This window comes from Winogradskyella ouciana (genome assembly GCF_965284585.1).
GTDB lineage: Bacteria > Bacteroidota > Bacteroidia > Flavobacteriales > Flavobacteriaceae > Winogradskyella > Winogradskyella ouciana.
Genome location: NZ_OZ260095.1, coordinates 1,509,119 through 1,534,400, shown reverse-complemented (window position 1 = coordinate 1,534,400; position 25,282 = coordinate 1,509,119). Strand labels below are relative to the sequence as shown.

Annotated in this window: 18 protein-coding genes and 1 tRNA gene; 8 read left to right on the top strand and 11 right to left on the bottom strand. The window is 36.3% G+C overall.

Annotated elements, in window-relative coordinates; translation table 11 throughout:
- Positions 1-48 precede the first annotated feature (48 nt).
- Together nusA and rimP are read right to left on the bottom strand one after the other, a co-directional pair.
- Positions 49-1,281 carry a transcription termination factor NusA gene (gene nusA, locus ACQ65V_RS06735; RefSeq protein ID WP_155088716.1) on the bottom strand — a complete coding sequence of 411 codons (1,233 nt, stop codon included), beginning with the start codon at positions 1,279-1,281 and terminating at the stop codon, positions 49-51.
- 12 nt (positions 1,282-1,293) lie between these two features.
- Positions 1,294-1,758, bottom strand: a complete 465-nt coding sequence (gene rimP / locus ACQ65V_RS06730) for a ribosome assembly cofactor RimP (RefSeq protein ID WP_430467343.1) — start codon at positions 1,756-1,758, stop codon at positions 1,294-1,296.
- Positions 1,759-1,912: 154 nt separating this feature from the next.
- Between rimP and ACQ65V_RS06725 the strand changes: the two genes are divergently transcribed.
- On the top strand, positions 1,913-2,737 hold the full coding sequence (locus tag ACQ65V_RS06725) for a universal stress protein (protein ID WP_155088720.1): 825 nt from the start codon (positions 1,913-1,915) through the stop codon (positions 2,735-2,737).
- Positions 2,738-2,909: 172 nt separating this feature from the next.
- On the opposite strand, the gene ACQ65V_RS06720 is transcribed toward ACQ65V_RS06725, so the two are convergent.
- A tRNA-Gln gene (locus ACQ65V_RS06720) sits at positions 2,910-2,982 on the bottom strand.
- A gap of 153 nt (positions 2,983-3,135) precedes the next feature.
- Here ACQ65V_RS06720 and ACQ65V_RS06715 point away from each other — a divergent pair.
- On the top strand, positions 3,136-6,528 hold the full coding sequence (locus ACQ65V_RS06715; protein WP_430467342.1) for a protein O-mannosyl-transferase family: 3,393 nt from the start codon (positions 3,136-3,138) through the stop codon (positions 6,526-6,528).
- A gap of 5 nt (positions 6,529-6,533) precedes the next feature.
- A complete protein-coding gene (locus tag ACQ65V_RS06710) occupies positions 6,534-7,199 on the top strand; it encodes a polysaccharide deacetylase family protein (protein ID WP_430467341.1) in 666 nt (221 codons plus the stop codon).
- Here the strand turns inward: ACQ65V_RS06710 and ACQ65V_RS06705 are convergent.
- The 6 genes from ACQ65V_RS06705 to ACQ65V_RS06680 form a co-directional block, all read right to left on the bottom strand.
- Complete coding sequence (locus ACQ65V_RS06705) at positions 7,180-7,476, bottom strand: thioredoxin family protein (protein WP_155088725.1); 297 nt, start codon at positions 7,474-7,476, stop codon at positions 7,180-7,182. The two genes, ACQ65V_RS06710 and ACQ65V_RS06705, sit on opposite strands and share 20 nt — an antisense overlap.
- A gap of 106 nt (positions 7,477-7,582) precedes the next feature.
- Complete coding sequence (locus tag ACQ65V_RS06700; RefSeq protein ID WP_430467340.1) at positions 7,583-8,800, bottom strand: metallophosphoesterase; 1,218 nt, start codon at positions 8,798-8,800, stop codon at positions 7,583-7,585.
- A 107-nt stretch (positions 8,801-8,907) separates the two neighbouring features.
- Positions 8,908-11,379, bottom strand: coding sequence for a beta-mannosidase (locus ACQ65V_RS06695; RefSeq protein WP_430467339.1), 2,472 nt, complete (start codon positions 11,377-11,379; stop codon positions 8,908-8,910).
- A complete protein-coding gene (locus ACQ65V_RS06690) occupies positions 11,369-12,058 on the bottom strand; it encodes a copper homeostasis protein CutC (RefSeq protein ID WP_430467338.1) in 690 nt (229 codons plus the stop codon). The genes ACQ65V_RS06695 and ACQ65V_RS06690 overlap by 11 nt, the downstream gene beginning before the upstream one ends.
- Before the next feature lie 32 nt (positions 12,059-12,090).
- The gene (locus ACQ65V_RS06685) at positions 12,091-12,252 is read right to left on the bottom strand and encodes a hypothetical protein (RefSeq protein WP_430467337.1); all 162 of its coding nucleotides are present in this window, start codon (positions 12,250-12,252) and stop codon (positions 12,091-12,093) included.
- A complete protein-coding gene (locus ACQ65V_RS06680) occupies positions 12,249-14,546 on the bottom strand; it encodes a beta-N-acetylhexosaminidase (protein ID WP_430467336.1) in 2,298 nt (765 codons plus the stop codon). Before ACQ65V_RS06680 ends, ACQ65V_RS06685 begins: the two co-directional genes overlap by 4 nt.
- Positions 14,547-14,581: 35 nt before the next feature.
- On the opposite strand from ACQ65V_RS06680, the gene ACQ65V_RS06675 reads away from it, so the two are divergent.
- Genes ACQ65V_RS06675 through ACQ65V_RS06660 form a run of 4 tightly spaced genes read left to right on the top strand, consistent with a single transcriptional unit; the run spans position 14,582 to position 20,631 of the window.
- Complete coding sequence (locus tag ACQ65V_RS06675) at positions 14,582-17,515, top strand: GH92 family glycosyl hydrolase (RefSeq protein WP_430467335.1); 2,934 nt, start codon at positions 14,582-14,584, stop codon at positions 17,513-17,515.
- A gap of 2 nt (positions 17,516-17,517) precedes the next feature.
- A complete protein-coding gene (locus ACQ65V_RS06670) occupies positions 17,518-17,883 on the top strand; it encodes a VOC family protein (protein WP_155088733.1) in 366 nt (121 codons plus the stop codon).
- A gap of 13 nt (positions 17,884-17,896) precedes the next feature.
- A complete protein-coding gene (locus tag ACQ65V_RS06665; RefSeq protein ID WP_430467334.1) occupies positions 17,897-19,570 on the top strand; it encodes an MFS transporter in 1,674 nt (557 codons plus the stop codon).
- 56 nt (positions 19,571-19,626) lie between these two features.
- Positions 19,627-20,631 (top strand): N(4)-(beta-N-acetylglucosaminyl)-L-asparaginase, encoded by a 1,005-nt coding sequence (locus ACQ65V_RS06660; protein ID WP_430467333.1) that lies wholly within the window; start codon positions 19,627-19,629, stop codon positions 20,629-20,631.
- Here ACQ65V_RS06660 and ACQ65V_RS06655 read toward each other — a convergent pair.
- Entirely contained in the window at positions 20,628-22,040 is a 1,413-nt protein-coding gene (locus ACQ65V_RS06655) for an aldehyde dehydrogenase family protein (protein WP_430467332.1), read from the bottom strand. The genes ACQ65V_RS06660 and ACQ65V_RS06655 overlap by 4 nt on opposite strands.
- Positions 22,041-22,309: 269 nt before the next feature.
- Here ACQ65V_RS06655 and ACQ65V_RS06650 point away from each other — a divergent pair, with 269 nt between their 5' ends.
- Positions 22,310-22,570: a hypothetical protein gene (locus tag ACQ65V_RS06650; protein WP_430467331.1), complete on the top strand. Its 261-nt coding sequence runs from the start codon at positions 22,310-22,312 to the stop codon at positions 22,568-22,570.
- A gap of 59 nt (positions 22,571-22,629) precedes the next feature.
- Here ACQ65V_RS06650 and cphA read toward each other — a convergent pair whose 3' ends face one another.
- Positions 22,630-25,272: a cyanophycin synthetase gene (cphA, locus tag ACQ65V_RS06645; protein WP_430467330.1), complete on the bottom strand. Its 2,643-nt coding sequence runs from the start codon at positions 25,270-25,272 to the stop codon at positions 22,630-22,632.
- Positions 25,273-25,282 lie beyond the last annotated feature (10 nt).

The following is a 25,282-nucleotide window of genomic DNA, read 5'->3' as shown; positions in this document are numbered from 1 at the left end:
ATCTGTTTTATATCAATCTAACTTCCTTGTTTTAAAGTTAAACTGCTATTAGTCTTCAAATTCTTCTTTAAGAATTCTAATGACATCTAATATTGTTTCTTCCTCTAAATCAGTACGTTTCACTAAATCAACAACGTCTTGCTCTAGAATACTTTTTGCGGTGTCTAAACCAGCTTTGCTGAACTCACTGATAATCCATCCTTCGATTTCATCTGAGAATTCTTTTAATTCTACATCTTCTTCTGCCCCTTCTCTAAATACATCAATTTCGTAACCTGTTAATTGACCTGCTAAACGAATGTTATGACCACCTCTACCAATGGCTTTAGAAACTTCTTCTGGTTTCAATAACACCTCTGCTCGCATGTTTTCTTCATCTAATTTTAGAGACGTTACACGCGCAGGACTCAATGCTCTCGTTACAAACAACTGAATGTTATTGGTATAGTTGATAACATCAATGTTTTCATTACCCAATTCGCGAACGATACCATGAATTCGAGATCCTTTCATACCTACACAAGCTCCAACAGGATCGATTCTATCATCATAAGAATCTACAGCCACTTTTGCTTTTTCACCAGGAATACGAACTACTTTTTTAACCGTAATTAAACCATCAAATACTTCTGGGATTTCTTGCTCAAATAACTTCTCTAAAAACAATGGAGATGTTCTGGACATTATAATTGCGGGCTTACTTCCTTTTAACTCTACACTTTCAATAATTCCTCTTACATTTTCTCCTTTTCTAAAGAAATCTGAAGGTATTTGTCTATCCTTTGGAAGGATGATTTCATTACCATCATCATCTAAAAGGATGATAGCTCTGTGACGAATATGATGCACTTCAGCCGTATAAATCTCTCCTTCTAATTCCTTAAAGTGCTTATATATGTTTGTATTATCATGCTCGTGAATCTTAGAAATAAGATTTTGTCTTAATGCTAAAATTGAACGTCTACCTAAATCAATTAGTTTCACTTCTTCAGCCACATCTTCACCAACTTCAAAATCTGGTTCAATTTTTTGTGCTTCGGACAATTCAATTTCTTGGTTTGGTTCTTCAACCTCGCCATCTGCCACTACAATACGATTTCTCCATATTTCTAAATCCCCTTTATCTGGATTTATAATAATGTCAAAATTATCATCATCACCATACTTCTTCTTCAATGCATTACGCAACACATCCTCTAGAATCGCCATCAGCGTAACTCTGTCTATTAACTTATCATCCTTAAACTCTGAAAATGATTCAATTAATGCTACATTCTCCATAATTGATATGAATTAAAATTTTATTTTAACTTTTGCTTCTTTAATATCGCTAAAGGCAACATTAGCTTCTTTTGTTACAGTTACCTTTCCTTTACCTACGGGCTTTGGTTCTCTAGTTTTCCACTTTAAAACCACGCCTTTGTCGTCAGCTTCGGTCAACTGACCTTCTATATTTTCACCATCATTGGTCTTAACTTCTAAGTTACGCCCAATATGCTTTTTATACTGTCTCGGCAAAACCAAAGGTGTCGCTGCACCAGATGATAAAACCTCTAAAGAGAAATCGTGCTCTTCTCTATCTAAATTATGCTCTATGGCACGGCTAATGAACATACAATCCTCAACCAGTACTCCTTTATCTCCATCTATTACGACTTTAATCGCGTTGTCAGTAGACACATTAAAATCTATTAAGAACAGATCTTGTCTTTCCTTTAAGGCATTTTGCAATAAGTCTTCAACTGTACTCTTAAACATTTTTAAATATAAAAAGAGAGGACTTTTCGTCCTCTCGCGTATTTATTTCCGTAAATAACGATGCAAATATACAATATTTATATTGATTTTTCAAAGCATCGCTAAGTGGAATTATTTTTGTAAATTTAAGATACCAACATAAACCAAAAACATAATGAACAGAATACTAGTCCCTACCGATTTTTCTGAGCAAGCTGAAAACGCATTAAAAGTTGCAGCAATGCTAGCCCGAAGATACAACGCTGACATTTACCTATTGCACATGATGGAAATACCCATGCAGCATATAGATCCTGGAGCTGTTAGAAGCGATATTCCAGAGGCCCTATTCTTTATGAAATTAGCCCACAAACAATTTGAAGAATTAATGGAAAGTGATTTTCTGGAGGGCATTACCGTTCATGAAACCGTTAAAGCAGATATTTCTTTTAATGAAATTAAAGAAGCCTGTAAAGAATTTGATATAGACTTAATTGTTATGGGTTCTCATGGAGCGTCTGGGCTTAAGGAAATGTTTATTGGCTCTAATGCCGAGAAAGTGGTGCGTTCTTCTGATGTGCCAGTGCTTGTGATTAAAAACCACCATGCGAGTTTTAGCATTCGAAATTTTGTGTTTGCATCTGATTTTAAAAACGATAACAAAAAAACCTACGAGCAGGCCGTTAAGTTTGCAGAATTGTTTGGAGCTAAAATCCATTTACTTTTAGTAAATACCGCGAATAATTTTATTACAACATACGAGTCTAGGACAAGGATAAATGACTTTATTTCAGGTCAAACTTTTGAAAATTACACCATTAACGTACATAACGATACCAGTGTAGAACAAGGTATTTTGAATTTCTCAGCAGAAATTGATGCAGATCTTATTGGCATCAGTACACATGGACGCCAAGGTATAGCGCACTTCTTTAACAGCAGTATAAGCGAGGATTTAGTTAACCATGCCAAGCGACCAGTTATTACTTTTAAAATATAGTCCTCTAAATAAATTCACTTAAACAAAAAATCCTAATCGATTGCGATTAGGATTTTTATTTGTTGGCCTACTAGGGCTTACTTCGACTGCGCTCAGCACAGGCTTCTCGCCCCATTATAATTTCCTGTTAAGAAAAAATCCCAAACAAATTAATGTTCGGGATTAAATATCGTTGGCCTACTAGGGCTCGAACCTAGACTCTTCTGGACCAAAACCAGACGTGTTGCCAGTTACACCATAGGCCAATCTCTTAAATTGAGGGTGCAAATTTAAAACAAAGTTTGTCTTGGGCAAAAAAAAAGAAGAAAAATAATTGAAATTACTTAACGTTAACTTAAAAACGTAGGCATTACTATAATAATTAGTAAATTCGCCAGCATCAATAAGCAAGGTTTTCAATGACAGATTTTAACTTTAAAAAGTGGAATACCATCTTAGCATGGTTTGTATTTGCAGTCGCATTTGTAGTATACGCCTTAACCATAGAACCAACAGTAAGTTTTTGGGACGCAGGTGAGTATATTTTAACCTCATCTAAATTACAAGTTGGTCACCCACCAGGAGCACCATTGTTTCAGATGATGGGAGCGTTTTTCTCAATGTTTGCTTTAGAGCCTTCGCAAATTGGTATGATAATGAATATGATGAGTGCCACAGCAAGTGCCTTTACTATTCTATTTATGTTCTGGACCATTAGTTTGCTGCTCGTTAAGCTTGTTAAATATGATAAAGATTCTAGCTCAAGCAAAGCAATGGCTATCTTAGGAAGTGCACTGGTTGGTAGTTTGGCCTTTACATTTACGGATTCTTTTTGGTTTAACGCGGTTGAAACTGAAGTTTACGCCATGGCAACCTTAATTATGGCTGTAATGTTTTATCTCGCTTTACGCTGGGAACAAGACATGCATAAGCCAAGAGGTAATCGTTGGCTTATTTTAATTGCTTTTGTTATTGGCTTGTCATTTGGTGTTCACTTTATGGGTTTATTGACCATTCCGGCAATTGGGCTTATCTACTATTTTAAGAATTACAAGACCATAACGGTTAAGAATTTTATTATTGCAAACGTAGCTTCTGCGGCAATTTTGCTTTTTATATTCAAATTGTTATTGCCCTCAACCTTACAGTTATTTGGAAATCTAGAAGTATTCTTTGTGAATTCAATAGGGTTACCGTTTAATTCTGGTACCATCATCACAGGCTTATTGGTAATTGCCCTGTTTTACTTTGGCTTGAATTATACACGAAAAAAAGGCATGATACATGCCAATACCTTGGTGCTTTGTCTCATGTTTATTTTCATTGGTTTTTCATCATGGATGATGTTACCGATTAGAGCTAACGCCAACGTAATTATTAACGAAAACGACCCTTCGGATGCTAGGGAGCTTTTAGCATACTATAACCTAGAACAGTATCCTGAAACCCATTTATTTTATGGCCCTCAGTTTACAGAAATCTACTCTGGTGCCGATGAAGATGAACCATTTGTGGATGACAAAAAGAATTATGAGCGCGACGAAAAACTCGGTAAATATGTGATTATAAACGATTGGGAAGGCAGTAAACAGAATTACAACCATGAGCATGCTTCAATATTACCAAGAATGTGGAGTAGCGAACATGCTGAAAACTACATGATGTTTACAGGTCTGATTGACTTTAAAGTCGACCCGAATTTACAAACACGAGCTTATAACGAAGCACTCAGTTATGGACTCTCAGAGGAGGAGGCAGGGCAATATTCTGTTCAAGAAAAAAGACGTTTTGACCAAGTGGTTAATGATTTTAGAATGCGAATCGCAAAAGGTGAAGTTGACTATGAAGACTACGATCAGTTTTTAAGACGTTATGGACAGCAATATTTAATTATTGAAAAACCGTCCTTTTTTGACAACATAGCTTATATGTTTCAGTATCAATTCGGATATATGTACTGGCGTTATTTTATGTGGAATTTCACAGGACGACAAAACGATATTCAAGGAAAATATGACGACTTTAATGGTAATTGGATCTCAGGAATAAAATTCATAGACGAAATACACTTAGGAGTATCACAAGATAATTTACCGACTGAAGTTTTAGAAAATAAAGCCAGAAACACTTATTATTTCTTACCACTTATACTCGGTCTTATTGGATTTTTCTTTTTAATGTACACAGATGCCAAACGTTTTTGGGTGCTACTGGTGTTTTTCCTGTTAACTGGTATTGCGATTCAGTTCTATACCAACGTAAGACCTTTTGAGCCTCGTGAGCGTGACTATTCTGTAGTCGGTTCGTTTTATGTATTTGCTATTTGGATTGGCTTTGGAGTCTATGCAATCTATGATTTATTAAAGTCTAGTATTAAGTCAAAATTATTGGCTCCTGCAATTACTGTACTCTGCATTATTATAGTTCCTGGCGTTTTAGCAGCTAATAACTGGGATGATCATGACCGTTCAGGAAAATACACAGCCAATGCCATGGCACGTAAATACCTAGAATCTTGTGCTCCAAATGCCATACTCTTTACTATAGGTGATAACGATTCGTTCCCATTATGGTATCTCCAAGAAATTGAAGGTGTGAGGACGGATGTTAGAGTGGTGAATACGAGTTTATTTCAAACGGATTGGTACATCGACCAAATGAAACGCCAAGCTTATGAGAGTGACCCTATCCCTTCACAATTAACGCATAATCAATATAGAGGTGGAACCAGAGATGTTATCATAAGACGAGAAATCACAAATGACACTCTACCAATTAAAGATTTTATGGACTTTGTGTCTAGTGAAAAACCTACAACAAAATTTAAGTATGTGGTTGAAAGACAAGGTGAAGACCCTAGACAATATCCTAGCCACTTGTTAAACACAAATTACTTCCCAACTAGGCATATTAGTATTCCTGTTAACAAAGAACAAGTACTTAAAAATGGCATTGTAAAACCGAAAGATGCAGATAAAATTGAAGACACTCTGTATGCTGAAATTGAAGGCAGTTATATCTACAAAAATAGATTGTTGATGCTAGATATTCTTGCCAACAACAACTGGGAACGACCAATCTACTTTACTGGTGGAGCTTTTGGAGCAGATGATTATATATGGTTAAAAGATTATTTGCAGCTAGATGGTATGTGCTATAAACTCGTACCAATAAAAACACCTGTAGATAGAGCTAACCCTTATGATATGGGACGTGTAGACCCAGATTTAATGTATGACATGGTGAAACAATGGAATTGGGGCGGAAGTGGAGAAGAGATTTATCACGATATAGAAACAAGACGTAATGGAATTACCTACAGAGGCAATTTAGCGCGTTTAATGGAAGCACTTATCAATGAAGATAAATTAGATAAAGCTGAAGAAATTGCCGATCTGGCCATGGAAAAAATGCCTGTGGATAAATTTGGTTTCCATTCGCTTTTAGAGCCATACATCAGTGCTTATTACGAAATTGGTAATGTTGAAAAAGGACGAGCACTTTATAAAGATGTGGCTAAAATCTATCAGGAAAACATTATGTATTTCAGTGGTTTGGATGAAGATGACCAAATACGATTAATAGATGATGTATATCTAGATATTCAGCGATACAGAGCTTTAGTGGATATATTGGTAATCTATAACGATAAGGATTTTGCTTTAGAAGAAACCAAAACCTTCAATAGTTATTTGAGTTTACTGGATAAATTTATGGGATCACCTGAAGAAGAACCCGAGCCTAGAGAAGATATAGATATCAATAGTATTCTAAACGATTCTATACCTGATTCTTTAGCACCCGAAGAATAAAAACGATGCAAATCATTCCAGCTAAGACACCAGAGTTTGTTAAAACATTATTTCCAAATTTTGTCTGGAATATTAATACCGAAAACAAAGAACTCTATCTCACGTTTGATGATGGCCCTACTCCAGAAATCACCAATTGGGTACTCAATGTTTTAGATGAATATAGTGCTAAAGCAACTTTCTTTTGTATTGGTACTAATATTGAAAAACATCCCGAAATTTTTCAAAATATAATATCCAAAGGTCACACGGTTGGCAACCACACTTATAATCACCTTAAGGGTTGGAAGCATAAAACCAAAGATTATGTTGAAGATGTTGAGAAAACTCAGTTTTTGTTAAATTCTAAATTCGGTAATCGGCAATCAGCAATCAGCAATCTTTTTAGACCTCCCTATGGTAAGTTTAAAAACAAACAAAGCAAAAAATTACTGGAGTTAGGATATCGGGTTATACTTTGGGATGTACTTTCTTATGATTGGGATAAATCTGTAAGTGAGGATACCTGTTTCAAAAATGTAACATCAGCAGCAACGGAAGGGAGCATCATCGTTTTTCACGATAGTATTAAGGCATCACGAAATCTAAAATATACCTTGCCTAAAGTTTTGGAATACTACAGTAAAAAAGGTTATGAGTTTAAAGCTTTGTCTAAGCATATTCTTGAATAATACCTATCAAAGTATCTGCATCTTTTTCACCACTATGACGCCATTTCATTTCACCGTCCTTATAGATAATCAATGTTGGTAAACCTTTAACACGAAGTGCTTCTGCTAACTCTTTGTTTTTATCTACATCAATTTTAATGACTTTCGCTTTATCGCCTAGAGCGGCTGCAACATCTCTAAGTACCGGATGCATAGCAACAGATTGATCGTTCGATTCTGTGTAGAAGTCTAATAGTACCGGAATATCGACATCTATTAATTCCCCAAATTTTGACATAAGTTATTATTTTAGTCAAACGTGTATCACAAACCTACATAAATTTTTAATAGTAAATCTCAGTAAGTTTATTATCAACAACATAAAAATAAGCAATTGTTGTCAATTACGCTTCTTTTTTACCCTTTTTAAGCTCTATCACGGTTATTTCTGGCCAGATACCTACTCTACCAGGAAAAGCTAGATAACCAAACCCTCTGTTAACATACAAATATTTCCCAGCTACCTTATACAAACCAGCCCATTTTGGATAACGGTATTTTACCGGACTCCACTTAATGCCTAATGCAGGTAATTCTATACCAAACTGCATTCCATGTGTGTGACCTGCAAGCGTTAATTGAATGTCTTTTTCAAAATTAATGACATTGGTTTCGTCTATAACAATGTCGTGATTATTGATGTCATCCGTATTTAATTCCATTTTTTTGTAATCAAAGTGCGAAGGATCATGACTCATCAGAATATTAAACTCGTTTTCTCCAATAGTTTTAGTCGCTTCCTTTAGGCTTCCACGTTTTGGGAAATGACGAGAAGCTCCCCAATTTTCTACGCCCAGAATATTAATGTGCTGTCCATTTTTTTCAATTCGTCGGCTTTCGTTCAATAGCAAATCAAAACCTATGCGCTTATGCACCTCTTCCATCTTCATTTGATTATGTCGGTTGAGCTCAATATCTCCGCCATAAGCATAATACCCATAATCGTGATTTCCCAGTACTGAAAATTTACCGTCTTTAGCTTCAAATTTATCAAAGACAGACAACCAACCTGTCATTTCCTCGGCTTTGCTATTCACTATATCACCAGTAAATAGTACGAGATCACTGTTTTGTCGATTGACCAAATCAATCCCTTCTGCTATCTCACTTTTACTTTCTAAACTACCTGAATGAATGTCACTGATTTGAGTAATGGTATAGCCATCGAAAGCGTCTGGAAGATCCTCAAAAAACAGTTGGTGTTTGATCACTTGAAAGTTGTATTTACCTCTTGTAATCCCATGAAGAAAAGACGCAAAAGGAATTGCAGCAACACCGAGTGCCAACTTAGATACAAACTCCCTTCTTCCTTTAAAATGAACTTCATTACCAGAAAGTTTTTGAATGCCATAGGAAACACCTCTCACCAAATCTTCACCAAGCATAAACAGCAACATAAAAGCTTTGGGCAGAAAAAGCATAATCAAAAACGCCACCGCATAACCATGTCCATGCGTAAAGCTCTCGCCTCGAACAAAATTATAATAGTAATAGGTAAAATTGCCGACTACCAATATAGATAGCACCCAATAAATCAGATAAATCCAAGAACTTTTTGTCAAAGTTCGGACGACCTGAAAGGCATAAAAATCGAGTAGAAAAATAAGGATAAAAAGTAATATCCAACGTAGCATAACTGTACCGTAAATTTAAGGGGTTAAAATACAAACTATCTTATTAAGTTATTAATGCATTTAATATTGAAATTGACTGATTCATTTTCTTGTGTAGAAAATTCAATAGTTTTTGGTTGATTAGGCAACAAATCGAAAAAATTATCTGAGAAATGGCCATTGGTCTTAGTGTAGAGAAATACATCTTTTTGAAGCGTTTTACTTGAAAGTTCAATATTAAAACCATCATCAGTTTTTGTGATTTTCTTTAGAATTTCTCCCTCTTTTAGTTTTAAATCCTTTGGTTTTGAGAAGTAGTGCAGCCATTTTTTTTCGTCTTTAGATATTACTAGTACAGCACTACTTCTGTCAAAGTCTAAATCATTTAAGTTCAAAGCAAAAATAAGTTTACTCTCATTTGAATTTAAAATATCAGTAACTGTATCATTCCAAATAATGTTGCCTTCAAAATCAATAATTTTAAATTCTAAATTTAAGGGTACGTTACTTAATGTATCATTAGCTGCAAATGTTCTTAATATATGTTTCTCTATAGTAGAAGAAATCAAAACATTCTCAAAACTTCGTTTAGCTTTATAATGTAAAGCTTTCCAATTCCCTAAAAAATCTATACTGCTCCAAGAGATTGCTGGCCAACAATCGTTGAGCTGCCAATATAATGTTCCCATGTTATAAGGCTTTGCTCTACGTTGCGCTTCAATGCCTTTTGTAATGCCGTAGGCTTGCAACAGCTGACTCATATACACATAATCCTCTGGGTTTTCAGGCACAGGAAAATCGCGTTGCATGTACTCTTCAATAATCTGAAATCCTCTAGAATGTTTTTGATGATTTTTGAAACTATCAGAATTAATTTCAATTGAATCACTTTGATTAATATATCGTATCGTTTCATAACTTGGAAACGACTGAAACCCAAACTCGCTCATAAAACGAGGAACGTTTTCATCGAGATGTTCAAAGGGGTAGCCATCATGCCAAATCCACCAATCGTGTGCATCGCCTTCGGTTTTGTATTTAGGATTGCCTCGGCCGTATTTTGGTGAACTTTCCCAATAATCCGTATCGGTTAATTGCGAAACCGTATTTGGTAGAATAGAATCAAAGACCTTTAAATAATTGTTCCAAATCTCTTCTTTTTCAGCTTCACTTCTATTGGCTTGCCAGCCCCAACGATGCCAACCTTCTGAGTTTTCGTTATTGCCACACCATAACGCAATTGACGCGTGATTTCTTAGTCTTTTGACATTGTCACTCGCTTCTTGTTGTACATTCTCCAAAAAATTATCATCGCCAGGATACATGGCACAAGCAAACATAAAATCTTGCCAAACGAGGATACCCTTTTCGTCACATAAGTCATAAAACACATCATTTTCATAAATGCCTCCTCCCCAAACTCTGAGCATATTCATATTGGCATCCACGACATCATTCAACAATTTCTCATAATCGTCGTCCTTGACTTTATTTTGAAAACTGTGTTGCGGAATGTAATTGGCACCTTTGGCATATACTGGCACATCATTAACTTTGAAATAAAAGGATTCACCGATGCTGTCTTTTTCAGTTATTAGTTCAATAGTTCTTAAACCCTTTTTTACCGATATGCTATCTAGAATTTTTTTATCGTCTTTAACGATAACTTTTATATTATATAAATAAGGTTCACCTAGATTGTGTGGCCACCATAGTCTTGGATTTTTAATTTCAAAATTGAAAAATAATCCGAAATTTTTAGTCATTTCTAAGTCGTGTGTACCTATTAAGTCACCATTCAGATAGTAATCTGCAAAGAGATTCTCTTGATCAAAACCCTCATAATCCATATGACTCTCTAGTCGAGCAATTGAATCATTCAACACATTTTGAATAACCTCAATATTTCGAATTCTAAAATCATTCCAAGCCACCATTTTAATAGGTCGCCAAATTCCACTCGTATTCAGTTTCGGTCCCCAATCCCAACCGTATTGGAATTGTGCCTTTCGGGTAAAAATGCGATTGCCTTCGGGTAACTCATAGGGCAGCTTTTCTTTCTCAACTTCTTCGAATTTTGAAGTGTTTTCAAACAGAATTCGAAGTTCATTTTGTTCATTTAAGAATTGCTTGACATCAACTTTCCATTCTCGAAAAGCATTGTTCGCTTTTAGGATTAGGCTGTCATTTAAATATACTGAAGCATAGGTGTCAAGACCTTCAAAATTGAGTTCAATTTTTTCCTTTTCAAGTGTTTCCTCTTCGATAGAAAATATGGTTTTGTATTCCCAATCGGCTTCGGAAACCCACTGCACTTTTTCTTCGTTATTGCCAATGAATGGGTCTTCAATAAGGTCGTGGTCTAATAAATCTGAAAACACATTTCCAAGAACGGTTGCAGAATGCCATACCGAATCTGTTGTTTTTTTGAATTGCCAATTGTTATTAAGCTCAATTGTTACTGGCACATCGTGTTTTGGTTGACAGCCAAAGCAAATTAGAATCAATAAAATAAAGCTATATCGCATCTAAAATGGCTTTAATTTTTTGAGGGTCTGAAACGGTTAAGTGTGCAGAAAACATAGAATTTCCTCGTTCTATAATCGTTGAAGCTGACGCATGAAATTCCTTTAAACCAGCTTGTTTAAATTTAAGTGCATTTTGAGAATTAACGCCACCTCCTGCTAAAATTGTGATTCTTCCGTTTGCGATGTCGTTGAGTTCCTTTAGCAATTCCAGCCCTTCCTCAGCAGTTTTTTGTTGACCAGAAGTCAGCACACGATGTACTCCTAGTTCTATAAGACGCTCTAGGGCTACTTTCGGATTTTTAACCTCATCAAAGGCACGATGAAACGTAAACTCCAATGGTTTAGACAGTTCTACCAATTCTTTTGTTCTTTCAATATCAATGTTTTTATCGTCTTTTAAAACACCCGACACCATTCCTGCGCAACCTAATTCCTTGCATACCTCAATATCATGTTTCATGATTTCAAATTCATCTTTTGAATACATAAAGTTTCCTCCTCTAGGCCGAATCAACACAAATACCGGAATGTTAAAATGTTCTATGACTTGTTTTAATAATCCATAAGATGGTGTGATTCCTCCAACACTCAATTCCTGACATAGTTCTATGCGATGCGCTCCTGCTTTTTGAGCATTTTTTGCCGATTGGTATGAGTTGGCGCAGATTTCTAGTTTCATGTTTTTACTGTCATTCCTGCGAAGGCAGGAATCTAATTATTATAAATTTCAAAGTGGATTCCTGCCTTCGCAGGAATGACAATCGTCTCGTCACTTCGAGTGATTCCGATTTTTATCGGAATTGTATCGAGAAGCAATTCTAAATGTTCTCGATACACCACGGTTTTGGTGTGGCATTCGAACTGACGTATCAATTCACAATTATCTCATCAATAAACGTCCATGCTTTATTACCAGCACCTTGTTTTCCTTCTGGGATTGTACCGTAATTTGGAATTTTAAAATAAATGTATCGACTAATTACATCAGCTTTAATTTTTATTGGTATAATTTTTTTATCCAAAATAGGGATTTCAGCTTTAGAGTCTAAACCATGATTTTGAAATCCAAATTCAAATTCTTTTGGCGCATAAATCCATTGACCATTGCCATTATAAAATCGTGTTTCAATAGAATTGACTTCCATTTCTTTGCCCAAATCAATCGTAATCTCTATATCCTCTCCCCAAAATCCTAACCACTCTTTATCTCCATAACGCGAATCACTTCCGCTAATACCATTAATCAGACCTTCTGCACCACTACCAGAATACGCTTTATGCGGTTCTTTATCAATGGTGATTTTTGCTCCCACAGCTTTATGAAAATTAATGTTTTGACTGAATGTTTTTCCGAGTTGTTTTTTCTCTTTAAAAACGGCTGCCTTAATGATAGTGCTTTCTGTAATTGGAATTTTGGATTCGTAGTCCATGGATTTTAAATCGGGCTCACTGCCATCCAAAGTATAATGAATGGTTTTTCCTTCTGTAAACGTTTCTAACTCATAAAAGGTATTGGTTGCTGAGCTTGTCGAAGTACCTTCAATCTCATACAAATGATTAGCATAATTAATATCCAAAGCGTCCAATCGCTTGTGAAACGTCTCTAATCGTGATACAAAATCCACGTAGTTTTTATTTTCGGGTTTTGACCAAACGACCTCGCTCATGGCAAGTATTCTTGGGAAAGCCATATACTCCACCTGGTCTTCGGTTGGCATATATTCTGTCCAAACATTGCCTTGCGCACCTAACACATATTTTGATTCTTCTTCTGTTAATTCTTCCGGAATGGGATTAAATCCATACACTTTTTCCAATGGTAAAAAACCACCAATGGCCAAAGGTTCGTCTTCATTCTCAGATTGGTAATAATCGAAATAACAATGTGATGTTGGTGTCATGACGACATTGTGCCCAGCTTTTGCTGCTTCTACCGCTCCACTCGTACCTCTCCATGACATTACTGTAGCATTTGGTGCAAGACCACCTTCCAAAATTTCATCCCAACCGATGATTTGTCGGCCTTTGGAATTCAAATATGTTTCCATTTTAGTAATGAAATAACTTTGTAATTCGTGTTCGTCTTTTAGGCCTTCTGTTTTAATTAACGCTTGACAATGTTCACAATTTTTCCAACGTGTTTTTGGCGCTTCGTCACCACCAATATGAATGTATGTACTCGGAAACAATTCTAAAACTTCATCCAAAACGTCTTCCAGAAAAGTGAACGTCTTTTCATTCGGACAATAAATGTCCTCAAAAACGCCCCATTTTGTGGCAACTTCAATTTGCTCACCTGTACAGCCTAACTCAGGATAAGCTGCAATGGCTGCTTGTGCATGGCCTGGCATTTCAATTTCTGGGATTACCGTTACAAAACGTTTTTTAGCATAAGCGACAATATCCTTAATTTCGTCTTGGGTGTAAAATCCGCCGTATTTTTTTCCGTCAAATTGATGTGGTTGATCGCTATAATGACCAATCAGCGTTTCATCTCTGTAAGCAGCAACTCGCTGTAATTTTGGATATTTTTTAATCTCAATTCGCCAGCCTTGGTCGTCTGTTAGGTGCCAGTGAAAGGTGTTCATTTTTAACATAGCCAAGGCATCGATATATTTTTTAATAAATTCAACTGAGAACATATGCCGAGACACATCCAGGTGCATGCCTCTATATTGAAATTGTGGATAATCCCTTATTATAGTTGCTGAAATAGCGATCCCCTTTTGTCCTGCGGACATCTTCCCAAAAGGGGAAAGTTTGCCAGTTTCTAAACCAACTGGAAGCAACTGTCTTAAACTTTGTACTGCATAAAATGCGCCCTGAGCAGTGGCAGCATTAATTTCTATATGTATTGGATTGACTTCAATCGTGTAACCTTCAGGATTTGAAATGGTGGAATCCTTTACAAAATTAATTCTGTTTTCGACTCCCTTTGCTCTTTTCAATCCTGGTTTTAGAAATTCTGTTAGAAAATTTCCAGCAACACTAAATTCATCTTCAAAATGGATAGTTGTTTCAGAAGACAACACAAACTGACCATCTCTAAATTCTTGATTTACAGGTGCAGGAATTAGCAATGCCTTGGCTGTTTCAACTTCATTTTCAACACAACCAAAAATGAAGACTGATAAAAGTAAAACGAAGGCAATTTTCTTGAAATGCATTTTAGTATATTAGTTGCATTAAAATTAGCAATCTTTTGAAGAATCCTAAACTTATTTCGGCTTTCGTTGCCATCGCTCTCTTTTTTAGTTGCGAAAAAACAATAGAAACTCCATCAGCCGAAAAAGACCAACCGCTCATAAATTACGTCAACACATTCATCGGAACTGGAGGTCACGGACACACATATCCTGGAGCAACGCTGCCTTTTGGTATGATGCAACTAAGTCCAGATACTCGTTTGGAAGGTTGGGATGGTTGCTCTGGCTACCATTACACAGACGAATATATTTACGGTTTTTCGCATACACATCTTAGCGGAACAGGTATTAGCGATTATGGTGATGTGCTTTTAATGCCAACAAACGAAACCAATTTTAACAATGGTACAGATGGTAAAAAAGGGTATCGTGCGCACTTTAGTCATGATAATGAATTTGCAGAACCAGGTTACTATAAAGTGCATTTAGACTCAACAAATATTGATGTAGAATTAACAGTATCGTTGCGCAGCGGAATACATAAATACCAATTTCCTTCTGCTGAAAATCAATTTGTGATTCTAGATTTGATGCATCGCGATAAGGTCTTGGATGCAAAAATTAAAAAGATCTCAAATACTGAAATAGTGGGTTACAGACACTCCGAAGCTTGGGCAAAAGACCAACGCTTATTCTTTGCTATAAAAACATCGCATCCGTTTGATGACCTATTACAATCACCTCCAAAAACCGGAATGCCTGGCGCAAGACGATCGTCACTAAAATTTAAGAATCTCGACAATGAACCTGTTTATATTAAAGTTGGTATTTCTGCTGTTGATATTGAAGGTGCTCGTAAAAATTTAGAAGCAGAAATCGGAAACAAAGATTTTGAAACCGTTAAAAAGGAAGCCCAAGACTATTGGGAAACCCAACTTGAAAAAATTGTAATCGAGTCGAATGATTTAGACAAGAAAACCAATTTTTACACAGCACTCTATCACACCATGCTCGCACCAAATCGTTATCAAGATGTGGATGGTCGTTACAGAGGCATGGACCTAGAAATTCATAATGCCGATTTTGACTACTACACGGTCTTTTCACTTTGGGACACTTACAGAGCTGCACATCCACTTTACACCATAATTGAACAAGAAAGAACCAACCATTTTATCAATACATTTTTAGCGAAATATGATGAAGGTGGCATTATGCCAATGTGGGATTTGGCCGGCAATTATACCGATTGTATGATTGGCTATCATGCTGTGCCTGTGGTCGCAGATGCATATTTAAAAAGCATCAGAGATTATGATGTTGAAAAAGCTTTTGAGGCGATGAAACATTCGGCGACACGCGATAAATTTGGGTTAGAAGCCTATAAAACATATGGTTTTATACCTGTAGATGAAGAAAGTGAATCCGTTTCCAAAACTTTGGAATATGCCTATGACGATTGGACCATTGCGCAAATGGCAAAAGACATGGGCAAAACTGAAGATTATAAAACCTACATTCAACGTGCGCAGTATTACAAAAATGTGTTTGACCCAGAAACTAAATTTATGCGAGGTCGTTTTAGGAATACATGGTTTGCCCCTTTTGACCCTTATGAGGTGAACTTTAATTATACCGAAGCTAATTCGTGGCAATACAGTTTTTATGTGCCTCAAGATGTTTCAGGATTTATAAATCTTTTGGGTGGCAAAGATGAATTGGAAGCACAATTAGACGAATTGTTTTCGGCAAAGACAGAAACTTCGGGTAGAGACCAGTCCGATATCACAGGTTTAATTGGGCAATATGCACATGGAAACGAGCCTAGTCATCATATGGCTTACCTCTACAATTTTGTAAATAAACCTCACAAAACACAAGAAAGAGTCCATCAGATTTTAACTGAATTATATAAAAATGATCCTGATGGAGTTTCTGGAAATGAAGATTGCGGGCAAATGAGTGCATGGTATGTGTTGAGTTCAATGGGATTTTATTCGGTAACACCTGGTAGTAACGAATACATCATTGGCACGCCTCTTTTTGACAAAGCCACGATTAACCTTGAAAACGAGAAGCAATTCAACATTACTGCTAAAAATGTGAGCGATATCAACAAATACGTTGAATATGTGTATTTGAATGGAAAAAATCTAGACCGAACCTACATTATGCATGAGGAAATAATGAATGGTGGTACATTGGAATTTAAAATGACGGACAATCCAGCAGTATGGGGAAGCCGAGAAGGCCAAGAGCCAAAAACGGAAATTACCGAACATCTCATCTTACCATCGCCATATATTGAAAAAGGGGACATTACATTTCGAGGTGAAACTGAAGTGGTTTTAAATACTTCAGAACAAGATGCAAAAATCTACTACGCTGTAAATGATGAGGAGTTCAAAATTTATAAAGAACCATTTAAAATTTCAGAAGAGGCAAAAGTAAAGTTGTATTCAGAAAAAGGCGATTTAAAAAGTCCGGTCTTAACAACACCCTTTTACAAAATTGACCCAAACCTCAGCATTACTTTAGAAAGTGAGTTTGCCAATCAATATTCCGCTGGAGGCAATGATGCACTGATTGATGGCATTAGAAGTACGAAAAATTATAGAACAGGTAGTTGGCAAGGTTATCATGATACCGATCTGGTGGCGACTGTAGATTTAGGTTCTCAAAAAGAAATTTCTACTGTTAGTGTTAACTTTCTACAAGACCAAGGCGCATGGATATTTTATCCTACTGAAGTACAATGTCTGGTTTCAAAAGATGGTAAAAATTATACCGCTCTAACAACTCAAAAAATTGATGCCTCAAAACAAAATTGTGAACTTGAAATTAAAACTGTAGAATTTAAAATTCCAAAGACAGAATATAAATACGTAAAAATCATTGCTAAGAAATTAGGCGAGCTACCCGAATGGCATTTGGGTTACCCGATGGATGGTCGTAGCTGGATTTTTGTGGATGAAATTTCGATTAGATAATTATGGCATTTAACGCATTAGTTCCCACATTAGAAGTTGAAAATATGGATGAGACCATAGCGTTTTATGAGTCTTATTTGGATTTTAAATGTGTAAGTCGTGAAGAAAACCACTGGGCATTTATAAAAAAAGATGATGTTGAAATTATGTTATCCTCTCGTTTTAACAAAGATGAATTTCCGAAGACAGTCTTTACAGGTGGGTTGTATATTTACGTCGATGATATTGATGTGATTTGGCAAATTCTAAAGGATAAAGTGGATATTAGCTATCCTTTAGAAAATTTTGAATACGGCATGCGAGAATTCGCCATTTATGATAATAATGGATATCGCATACAATTCGGTCAAGAACTAGAAACTAACTAATAATTAAGAAATAATGAGCAATCAAAACAACAAATCTGCATTAGCAACCTTAGTGACGGTGTTTTTTTTCTGGGGATTTATTGCAGCCTCTAATGGAGTATTTATTCCGTTTTGTAAAACCTATTTTAATATAGACCAGTTTCAGTCGCAACTAGTGGATTTCGCATTTTACGGTGCATACTACATAGGCGCTTTACTGCTATTCATTATGTCTGGTTCCATTAAAAAAGACATTATGAATAATTGGGGCTATAAAAATGGGATTATCTATGGTTTATTACTTTCAGCAATTGGAGCCTTTGTCATGTATCCTGCAACTGCTGGTGCTGAGCAAGGCCAAACAAATGTGTTTTATTTAGTACTAATAGCCTATTTTATTGTGGCATTGGGTTTCTCTTTACAACAAACTGCAGCCAATCCCTTCGCCATTGCGTTAGGTGATCCTAAAACAGGTTCGCATCGTTTAAATTTGGCTGGAGGCATCAACTCATTCGGAACAACCATTGGACCTATTGTAGTGAGCTTGGTGATATTTGGTTCCGCATCTTGGAGTACAGATGAATTAGCAACTATGATTTCCAATAACGAAATTTCATTGGTAACCGTACAAAGCCTTTATTTAGGTGTAGGTGCGTTGTTTTTGGTTGCAGCAGCCCTATTTTACTTTTCAAAAAAGTTGCCTGCTCTAAAATCGGAAACAGTATTTGAACCAGCCAATAAAGCACGAAATTTATTAATCATATTAACTCTCATCATTGTAGGTTGCTTTGGTTACATCTTTAGCACCTACGCAGAAGGTACTGCAGCAACCGAGAGCGTAGAGGAGACAAGATTGATTGTTTTGTTTGTTGCACTCTTTGCTGTTATAGCCGCAGTTTTTATAGCCAATAGTAGTGCCAAGAAAAACGCCACGGGTTGGGGAGCGATGAAATATCCGCAATTGGTCCTGGGCATGCTAGCGATTTTTATGTACGTTGGTGTAGAAGTGACCATAGGCAGTAATTTGGGCGAACTCTTAAAACAAGATGTTGATGGAACAGGCTCAAACTTATTGGGCTTGCCTGTATTGAACGATTCGCAACTTGGTATTTATATTTCTATGTATTGGGGCGGATTGATGATTGGCCGTTGGGTTGGCGCCATAACGGTTTTTAATCCAAGTAAAGGTTTGAAAAAAGTATTGCTGATTTTGGTACCTTATGTAGCATTTGGAGTTATTCTTGCCGTGAATTACATTGCTGGCAATGAATTCTCAAGTAAAGAAATTCTATTTTTTGCTATCTGTATTGCAGTACAGATTGCCGGTTTCTTTATCGCTAAGGACAATCCCGTGCAAACACTTAAAGTATTCAGTTTATTAGGTGTTATTGCTATGCTAATTGGCTTATTCTCATCTGGAAACGTAGCATTATTCGCCTTTTTATCTGGAGGTTTATTCTGTTCAATTATGTGGCCTTGTATCTTTACCTTGAGTATTGCAGGTCTCGGAAAATATACGTCTCAAGGTTCGGCGTTTTTAATTATGATGATTCTCGGTGGAGCTATCATTCCGCCTGTACAAGGAAAATTGGCTGATGTGTTTACGATTCAATCATCGTATTGGATTGCTGTAGGCTGTTTTGTTTATTTGTTGTTTTACGCGTTTAGGACGAAAACCGTTTTGGACAAGCAAGGTGTGGAATATTAAATTCGATTAACTTCAGGGTTAAAATTTTAAAGATCCTGAAATAAATTCAGGATGAAATGAAACGAAGAAAATTTATAAAAAATACGGCATTATCCGGAGCAGGATTAGCAGTTGGATCAACTCTAGTAGGTTGTATTGATAACGAATCCAAAGAGATTAAATCTATTACAGCTTCAAACATAAAAGCAAGTTTACCATTAGTTATTGCCACTTGGGATGTTAAAGAGGCTACAGCCAAAGCCATGGAAGTCTTGCAAGCAGGTGGCAATGCGCTCGATGCTGTTGAGCAAGGTTGTAGAATTGAGGAAGCCAACGAAAAAGGACAATCGGTTGGCAAAGGTGGTTTACCTGACAGAGATGGAAATGTTACTCTAGATGCTTGCATTATGGATAAACACGGTAACTGTGGCTCAGTGGTCTATCTTCAAAATATAACACATGTAGTTTCCGTAGCCAGAAAGGTTATGGAAGATACACCTCATGTGATGCTGGCTGGTGAAGGCGCCAAACAATTTGCACTTTCATATGGCTTTAAGGAAGAAAATTTGTTGACAGAAGCTTCAAAAGAAGCTTGGGAAAAATGGAAGGTTGAAGCCAAATACAAACCTATTATCAATATTGAAAACCATGATACTATTGGTATGCTTGCCATTGATAAAAATGGAGATATTTCTGGCGCATGTACCACCAGTGGCTTAGCTTACAAAATGGGAGGCCGTGTTGGTGACTCACCTATCATTGGTTCTGGTTTATTTGTAGATAACGAAATTGGTGCTTGTGTGGCAACAGGTTTAGGCGAAGAAGTGGTTAAAACAGTTGGCAGCTTTTTAGTGGTAGAACTGATGCGCCAAGGCAAATCTCCACAAGAAGCCTGTGAGGAAGCCATTGGTAGAATCGTCAATAAACCTAATAGTAATTATAAAGACTTTCAGGTTGGGTATATTGCAGTTAACAAGCGAGGAGAAACTGGTCATTATTCCATTCATCAGTATTTTAGCATGACTAAATTTCAGGATGGTGTTAATGAGCAAATTCAGTCCGATTTTTACAATAAAGTTTAAAACCACTTTACAGTTAGCCTAGCTATTTTTTCTTTCAAACTAGTATAAGGTGGAAAAAGTAAAGTCACTGGTCCAGACGCATAACGTTTTAACACAGCACGTTCATTAGAAAAAGCTTTAAAACTATAAAATCCATGAGCTTTACCAATACCGCTACTATTACTACCTCCAAATGGCAAATGATGATTAGAAAATTGAATTCCATTAGCATTAATGCATGTTGTTCCTGCTCTGGTATTATCAATAATATAGTTTGTAAAAGATTTTGACTTAGAGTATACGTATAGCGCTAGTGGTTTATCCTTATCTTTAAGATAATCAATAATCTCTTCTTTATTATCATAGGTTTTAATTGGTAAAATTGGTCCAAAAATCTCTTCGCTCATTAAAAGAGACTCCTGTTTTAAATTTGATATTACAGCCGGACCAATAAATAGGTCTTCTTCATTATTCTCACCTCCTATAATAAATTCAGCTCCGTGAGTTTTAGCTTCATCAAGATAAGACTTAAGCCTATTGAAATTTTTACTACTAATGATTCTGCCGTAACTATTAGATTTTGAAGTATCGAAACCGTAAAATTCATTTAGATATTGCTTATAATGGGTTATAAAGGAATTTAAAATCTTCTCTTGTACAAATACATAGTCTGGTGCGATACAGGTTTGTCCGCAGTTAAAGTGTTTTAACCAAGCTACCGTTTTTGCTGCTAATTTTATATCAACATTTTTATCTATTATAACAGGTGATTTCCCTCCAAGTTCAAGAGTTACAGAAGTTAAATGCTTTGCGGCAGCTTTCATTACTATTTTTCCAACAGGTATTGAACCTGTAAAAAAGATATGATTAAAGGGAAGTTTTAATAAATTTTGAGCTGTCTCAACATCTCCTTGTACTAATACAACCTCATCTTCATTAAATAAGTCCTTTACTATAGTTGCCATTAGCTCAGAACAATGCGATGAAATTTCAGAAGGCTTTATAATTACAGTATTTCCAGCAGAAATTGCCGCCACAAGAGGTGAAAAGGTTAGATTTATAGGGTAATTCCAAGGAGACATAATAAGGCAAACACCCTTGGGTTCGTACTTAACCCAAGACTTTGTACCTAATAGTACAATATCTGTTTTCACCTTTTGTTTCTTTAACCAACGATGCAGATTAGACTTAGCATGTTTGATTTCTTTTATGATAAGATAGACAGCTACTAAGTCTGATTCTACAATAGGTCTTTTTAAATCTTTATATAAAGCCTTTTTGATTTGTTCTCTATAGGTTACCTCAATAGCATGTTGCAAAGCATTGAGTTTCCTTTTTCTCTCTTTAATAGTGCTTTGTGCTATTTTGTATTGATTGTTCTTTTGCGCTGAGAACAATTCAAAATATGGATTGTCTTTGTAATCTTTCATTTTCGTTGTTTACCGTCAAAGTGATTTGCAATTGTGCATTTCATCGATATATTGTGTATGGCACTGTATTTCATCTAAAACATAAGGTTTTTTATCCTAAAGATCAACAGTTTTAAAGGGCTCTAAGCTCACTTTATGCATTTCGTCGATGTTTTTGACTAACAAATGTCAGTTATCTAATTATCGCCTTGTTTCGTCCAAAAATTTCGCCCATAATAAATATCTAACGTTTCTTTGAACCGAAGTTAAAACAAAACAATTTAACACTCATGAAAAAAAGTTTATTCATATTATTATTCTTAACATTATCTCTAGCAGGATATGCTCAGCAAGATGTTGTTAGCAATATGGATACTGAACTTGTTGAGACTGTTAAAGCTGAAAAGCCTGAAGCTAAGAAAACTACTCTTTCAGCTAAGATTAAGGCTAAAGTGATTAGAATTAATCACAAAAAAAGTAACGAGATCATAAGTATTAAAGCTTACAGAAAAAGTCTTCAAATTAAAGTTAAGACTGTTAAGCTTTGCTAATTAATATGCTATTAACTAACGAAAAAGCCGAAACTTTTGTTTCGGCTTTTTTAATTGTATTAATCCACTAAATGCAGTTCGCCTTTCGTTTCTTTCTCTTTCAGTTCTTTAACCAGATCTAATGCATCTGGTATTACATCACTACATAATATAATCAAAGATCCTTTTACGGCATTTTTAACCGCATACTTTATGGCCTCACTTTCAGAAGGGATAATGGTTGTTTTTTTGTTAGGGTCTTTCATCTTTATACCATCATTCAACATCTTAATCAACTCTTCTTCTGTTTTACCTCGCAAACGTTTATCCTGACGAATGATGATTTCATCAAACATTTCAGCAGCTATAGATCCCATTTCATTATTGTCTTCAACACGTCTGTCTCCAATTCCCGCTATGATCCCAACTTTAACCGTTGCATCAAGTTCATCTATAAACTTTTGCAGTGCTCGCATTCCTGCTGCATTATGTGCATAATCCAAGAGAATACTAAAGTCATTGAACTTAAATAAATTCAATCGTCCGGGAGTTTGTGAAGCAGATGGTATAAAAGTTTCCAGTCCTGCTTTCATATCTTCAATACTGATACCCTGAACATGTGCTGCTAAAATACCAGCTAACACATTCTGAATCATAAATTTTGCCTTCCCGCCATAAGTTAACGGAATATTTTCCGCTCTCATGATGCGCATTTTCCACTCTCCTCTACAAATAGTTACATAACCGTTTTCATAAACTGCAGTAATACCATTAAGGCGTTGTAGCGCTTTTATTCTTGGGTTATTTTCATCCATTGAGAATAATGCTACATTACACTCAACACTTCGCCTCATATCGTACACCAAATCGTCGTCAGCATTTAAAATGGCATAACCATCTGGTAAAACGGTTTCAGGAATGACCCCTTTAACTTTGGCTAATTGCTCAATGGTATGAATCCCTTTTAGTCCTAAATGATCTGCAGCAACGTTTGTTACAATACCAACATCACACTTTTTAAAACCAAGACCAGCTCTTAACAGTCCACCTCTAGCACATTCCAACACCGCAAAGTTGACCGTTGGATCCTTTAAAACAAATTCTGCACTAGCAGGACCAGTACAATCACCTGTCATTAAAAGTCTATTCTGAATATATACACCATCACTCGTGGTATAACCTACACGATAGCCTTTCATTTTAGCTATATGAGCAATTAATCGCGATGTAGTGGTTTTACCATTAGTGCCTGTAATTGCTATTATTGGGATACGACCAGTATCGCCTTGCGTTGGAAATAGTTTATCTATAACAGGAGCAGCCACATTACGAGGTAAACCTGTTGTTGGTGCCAAATGCATTCTAAATCCTGGGCCAGCATTCACCTCCAACACTGCACCACCAGTTTCTGATAATGGTTTGGTAATATCGGTGGTCATAATATCAATACCACAAATATCTAAATCAATGATTTTTGAGATTCGCTCTGCCATACTCACATTCGCAGGATGGATAATATCAGTAATATCTTCAGCAGTACCTCCAGTACTTAAATTGGCCGTATCTTTTAGAATCAGTCGTTCACCATCTGCTAAAACAGAATCTAAGGTATAGCCTGCATCCTTAATAATAGTTTTGGTAAGGTCGTTAACCGTGATTTGAGTCAACACATTCTCATGTCCATAACCACGTCGTGGATCTCTATTGACTTCATCGATTAATTCTTGTACAGTTGATTTTCCATTTCCAACCACATGAGCTGGAGTACGGATAGCACCTGCAACCAATTTATTATTTATAACAAGTAATCTATAATCGTCTCCAGTGATAAATTTCTCTACTATAATGGCTCCGCTACGCGAACTTTCTTTTGCTTGTCTAAACGCTTCGAGCGCATCATCGTAATTATTAATATTAACCGTAATACCACGACCATGATTACCATCAATGGGCTTTATAACCAAAGGGTAACCCACATAACGACATGCTTCCTCTAAACTGCGTTCGCGACGGATAATGTCTCCTTTAGGTACTTCGACCTCAGCTTGCTCCAATAGATATTTCGTATCCTCTTTATCACACGCCAATTCCACACCGATACTACTCGTTTCACTGGTAACCGTTGCCTGAATTCGCTTTTGATTGGCTCCATAACCCAATTGGCAAAGCGAATATTTATTAAGTCTAATCCATGGAATACCTCTAGATTCAGCTTCCTCAACTATAGAGCCCGTACTTGGTCCAAGACGCTCTTTTTCCCTTAGCTCACGCATGTGCTGAATATCGTCCTCCATATCATAATCCTCACCTTTAATCAAGGCTTCACAGATATCCACAGAAACTTTTGCGGCATAACGACCGACGCTTTCTTCAATATAGGAAAATACGACATTATAAACGCCTTTTTCGCCATAATCTCTTGTACGACCAAAGCCTGTATCCATACCTGCAAGGGTCTGAATTTCGAGAGCGATATGTTCAATGATATGGCCCATCCACGTGCCTTCTTTTACACGCTGAAAAAAACCACCTGGCTCACCAACCGAACAACGATGGGAGTGCATGCTTGGAAACATTTCCGTAAGTCGCTCATAAAAACCAGGCACCTTGTTAGATGGATAATCTTCCATAGCGCCCAAGTCCAGAACCATTACAATTAGCTTATGTCGTCTTACGGACCAATAGTTTGGTCCTCGCATGGCATTAATACTTCTTATCTCCATTTATAGTTGG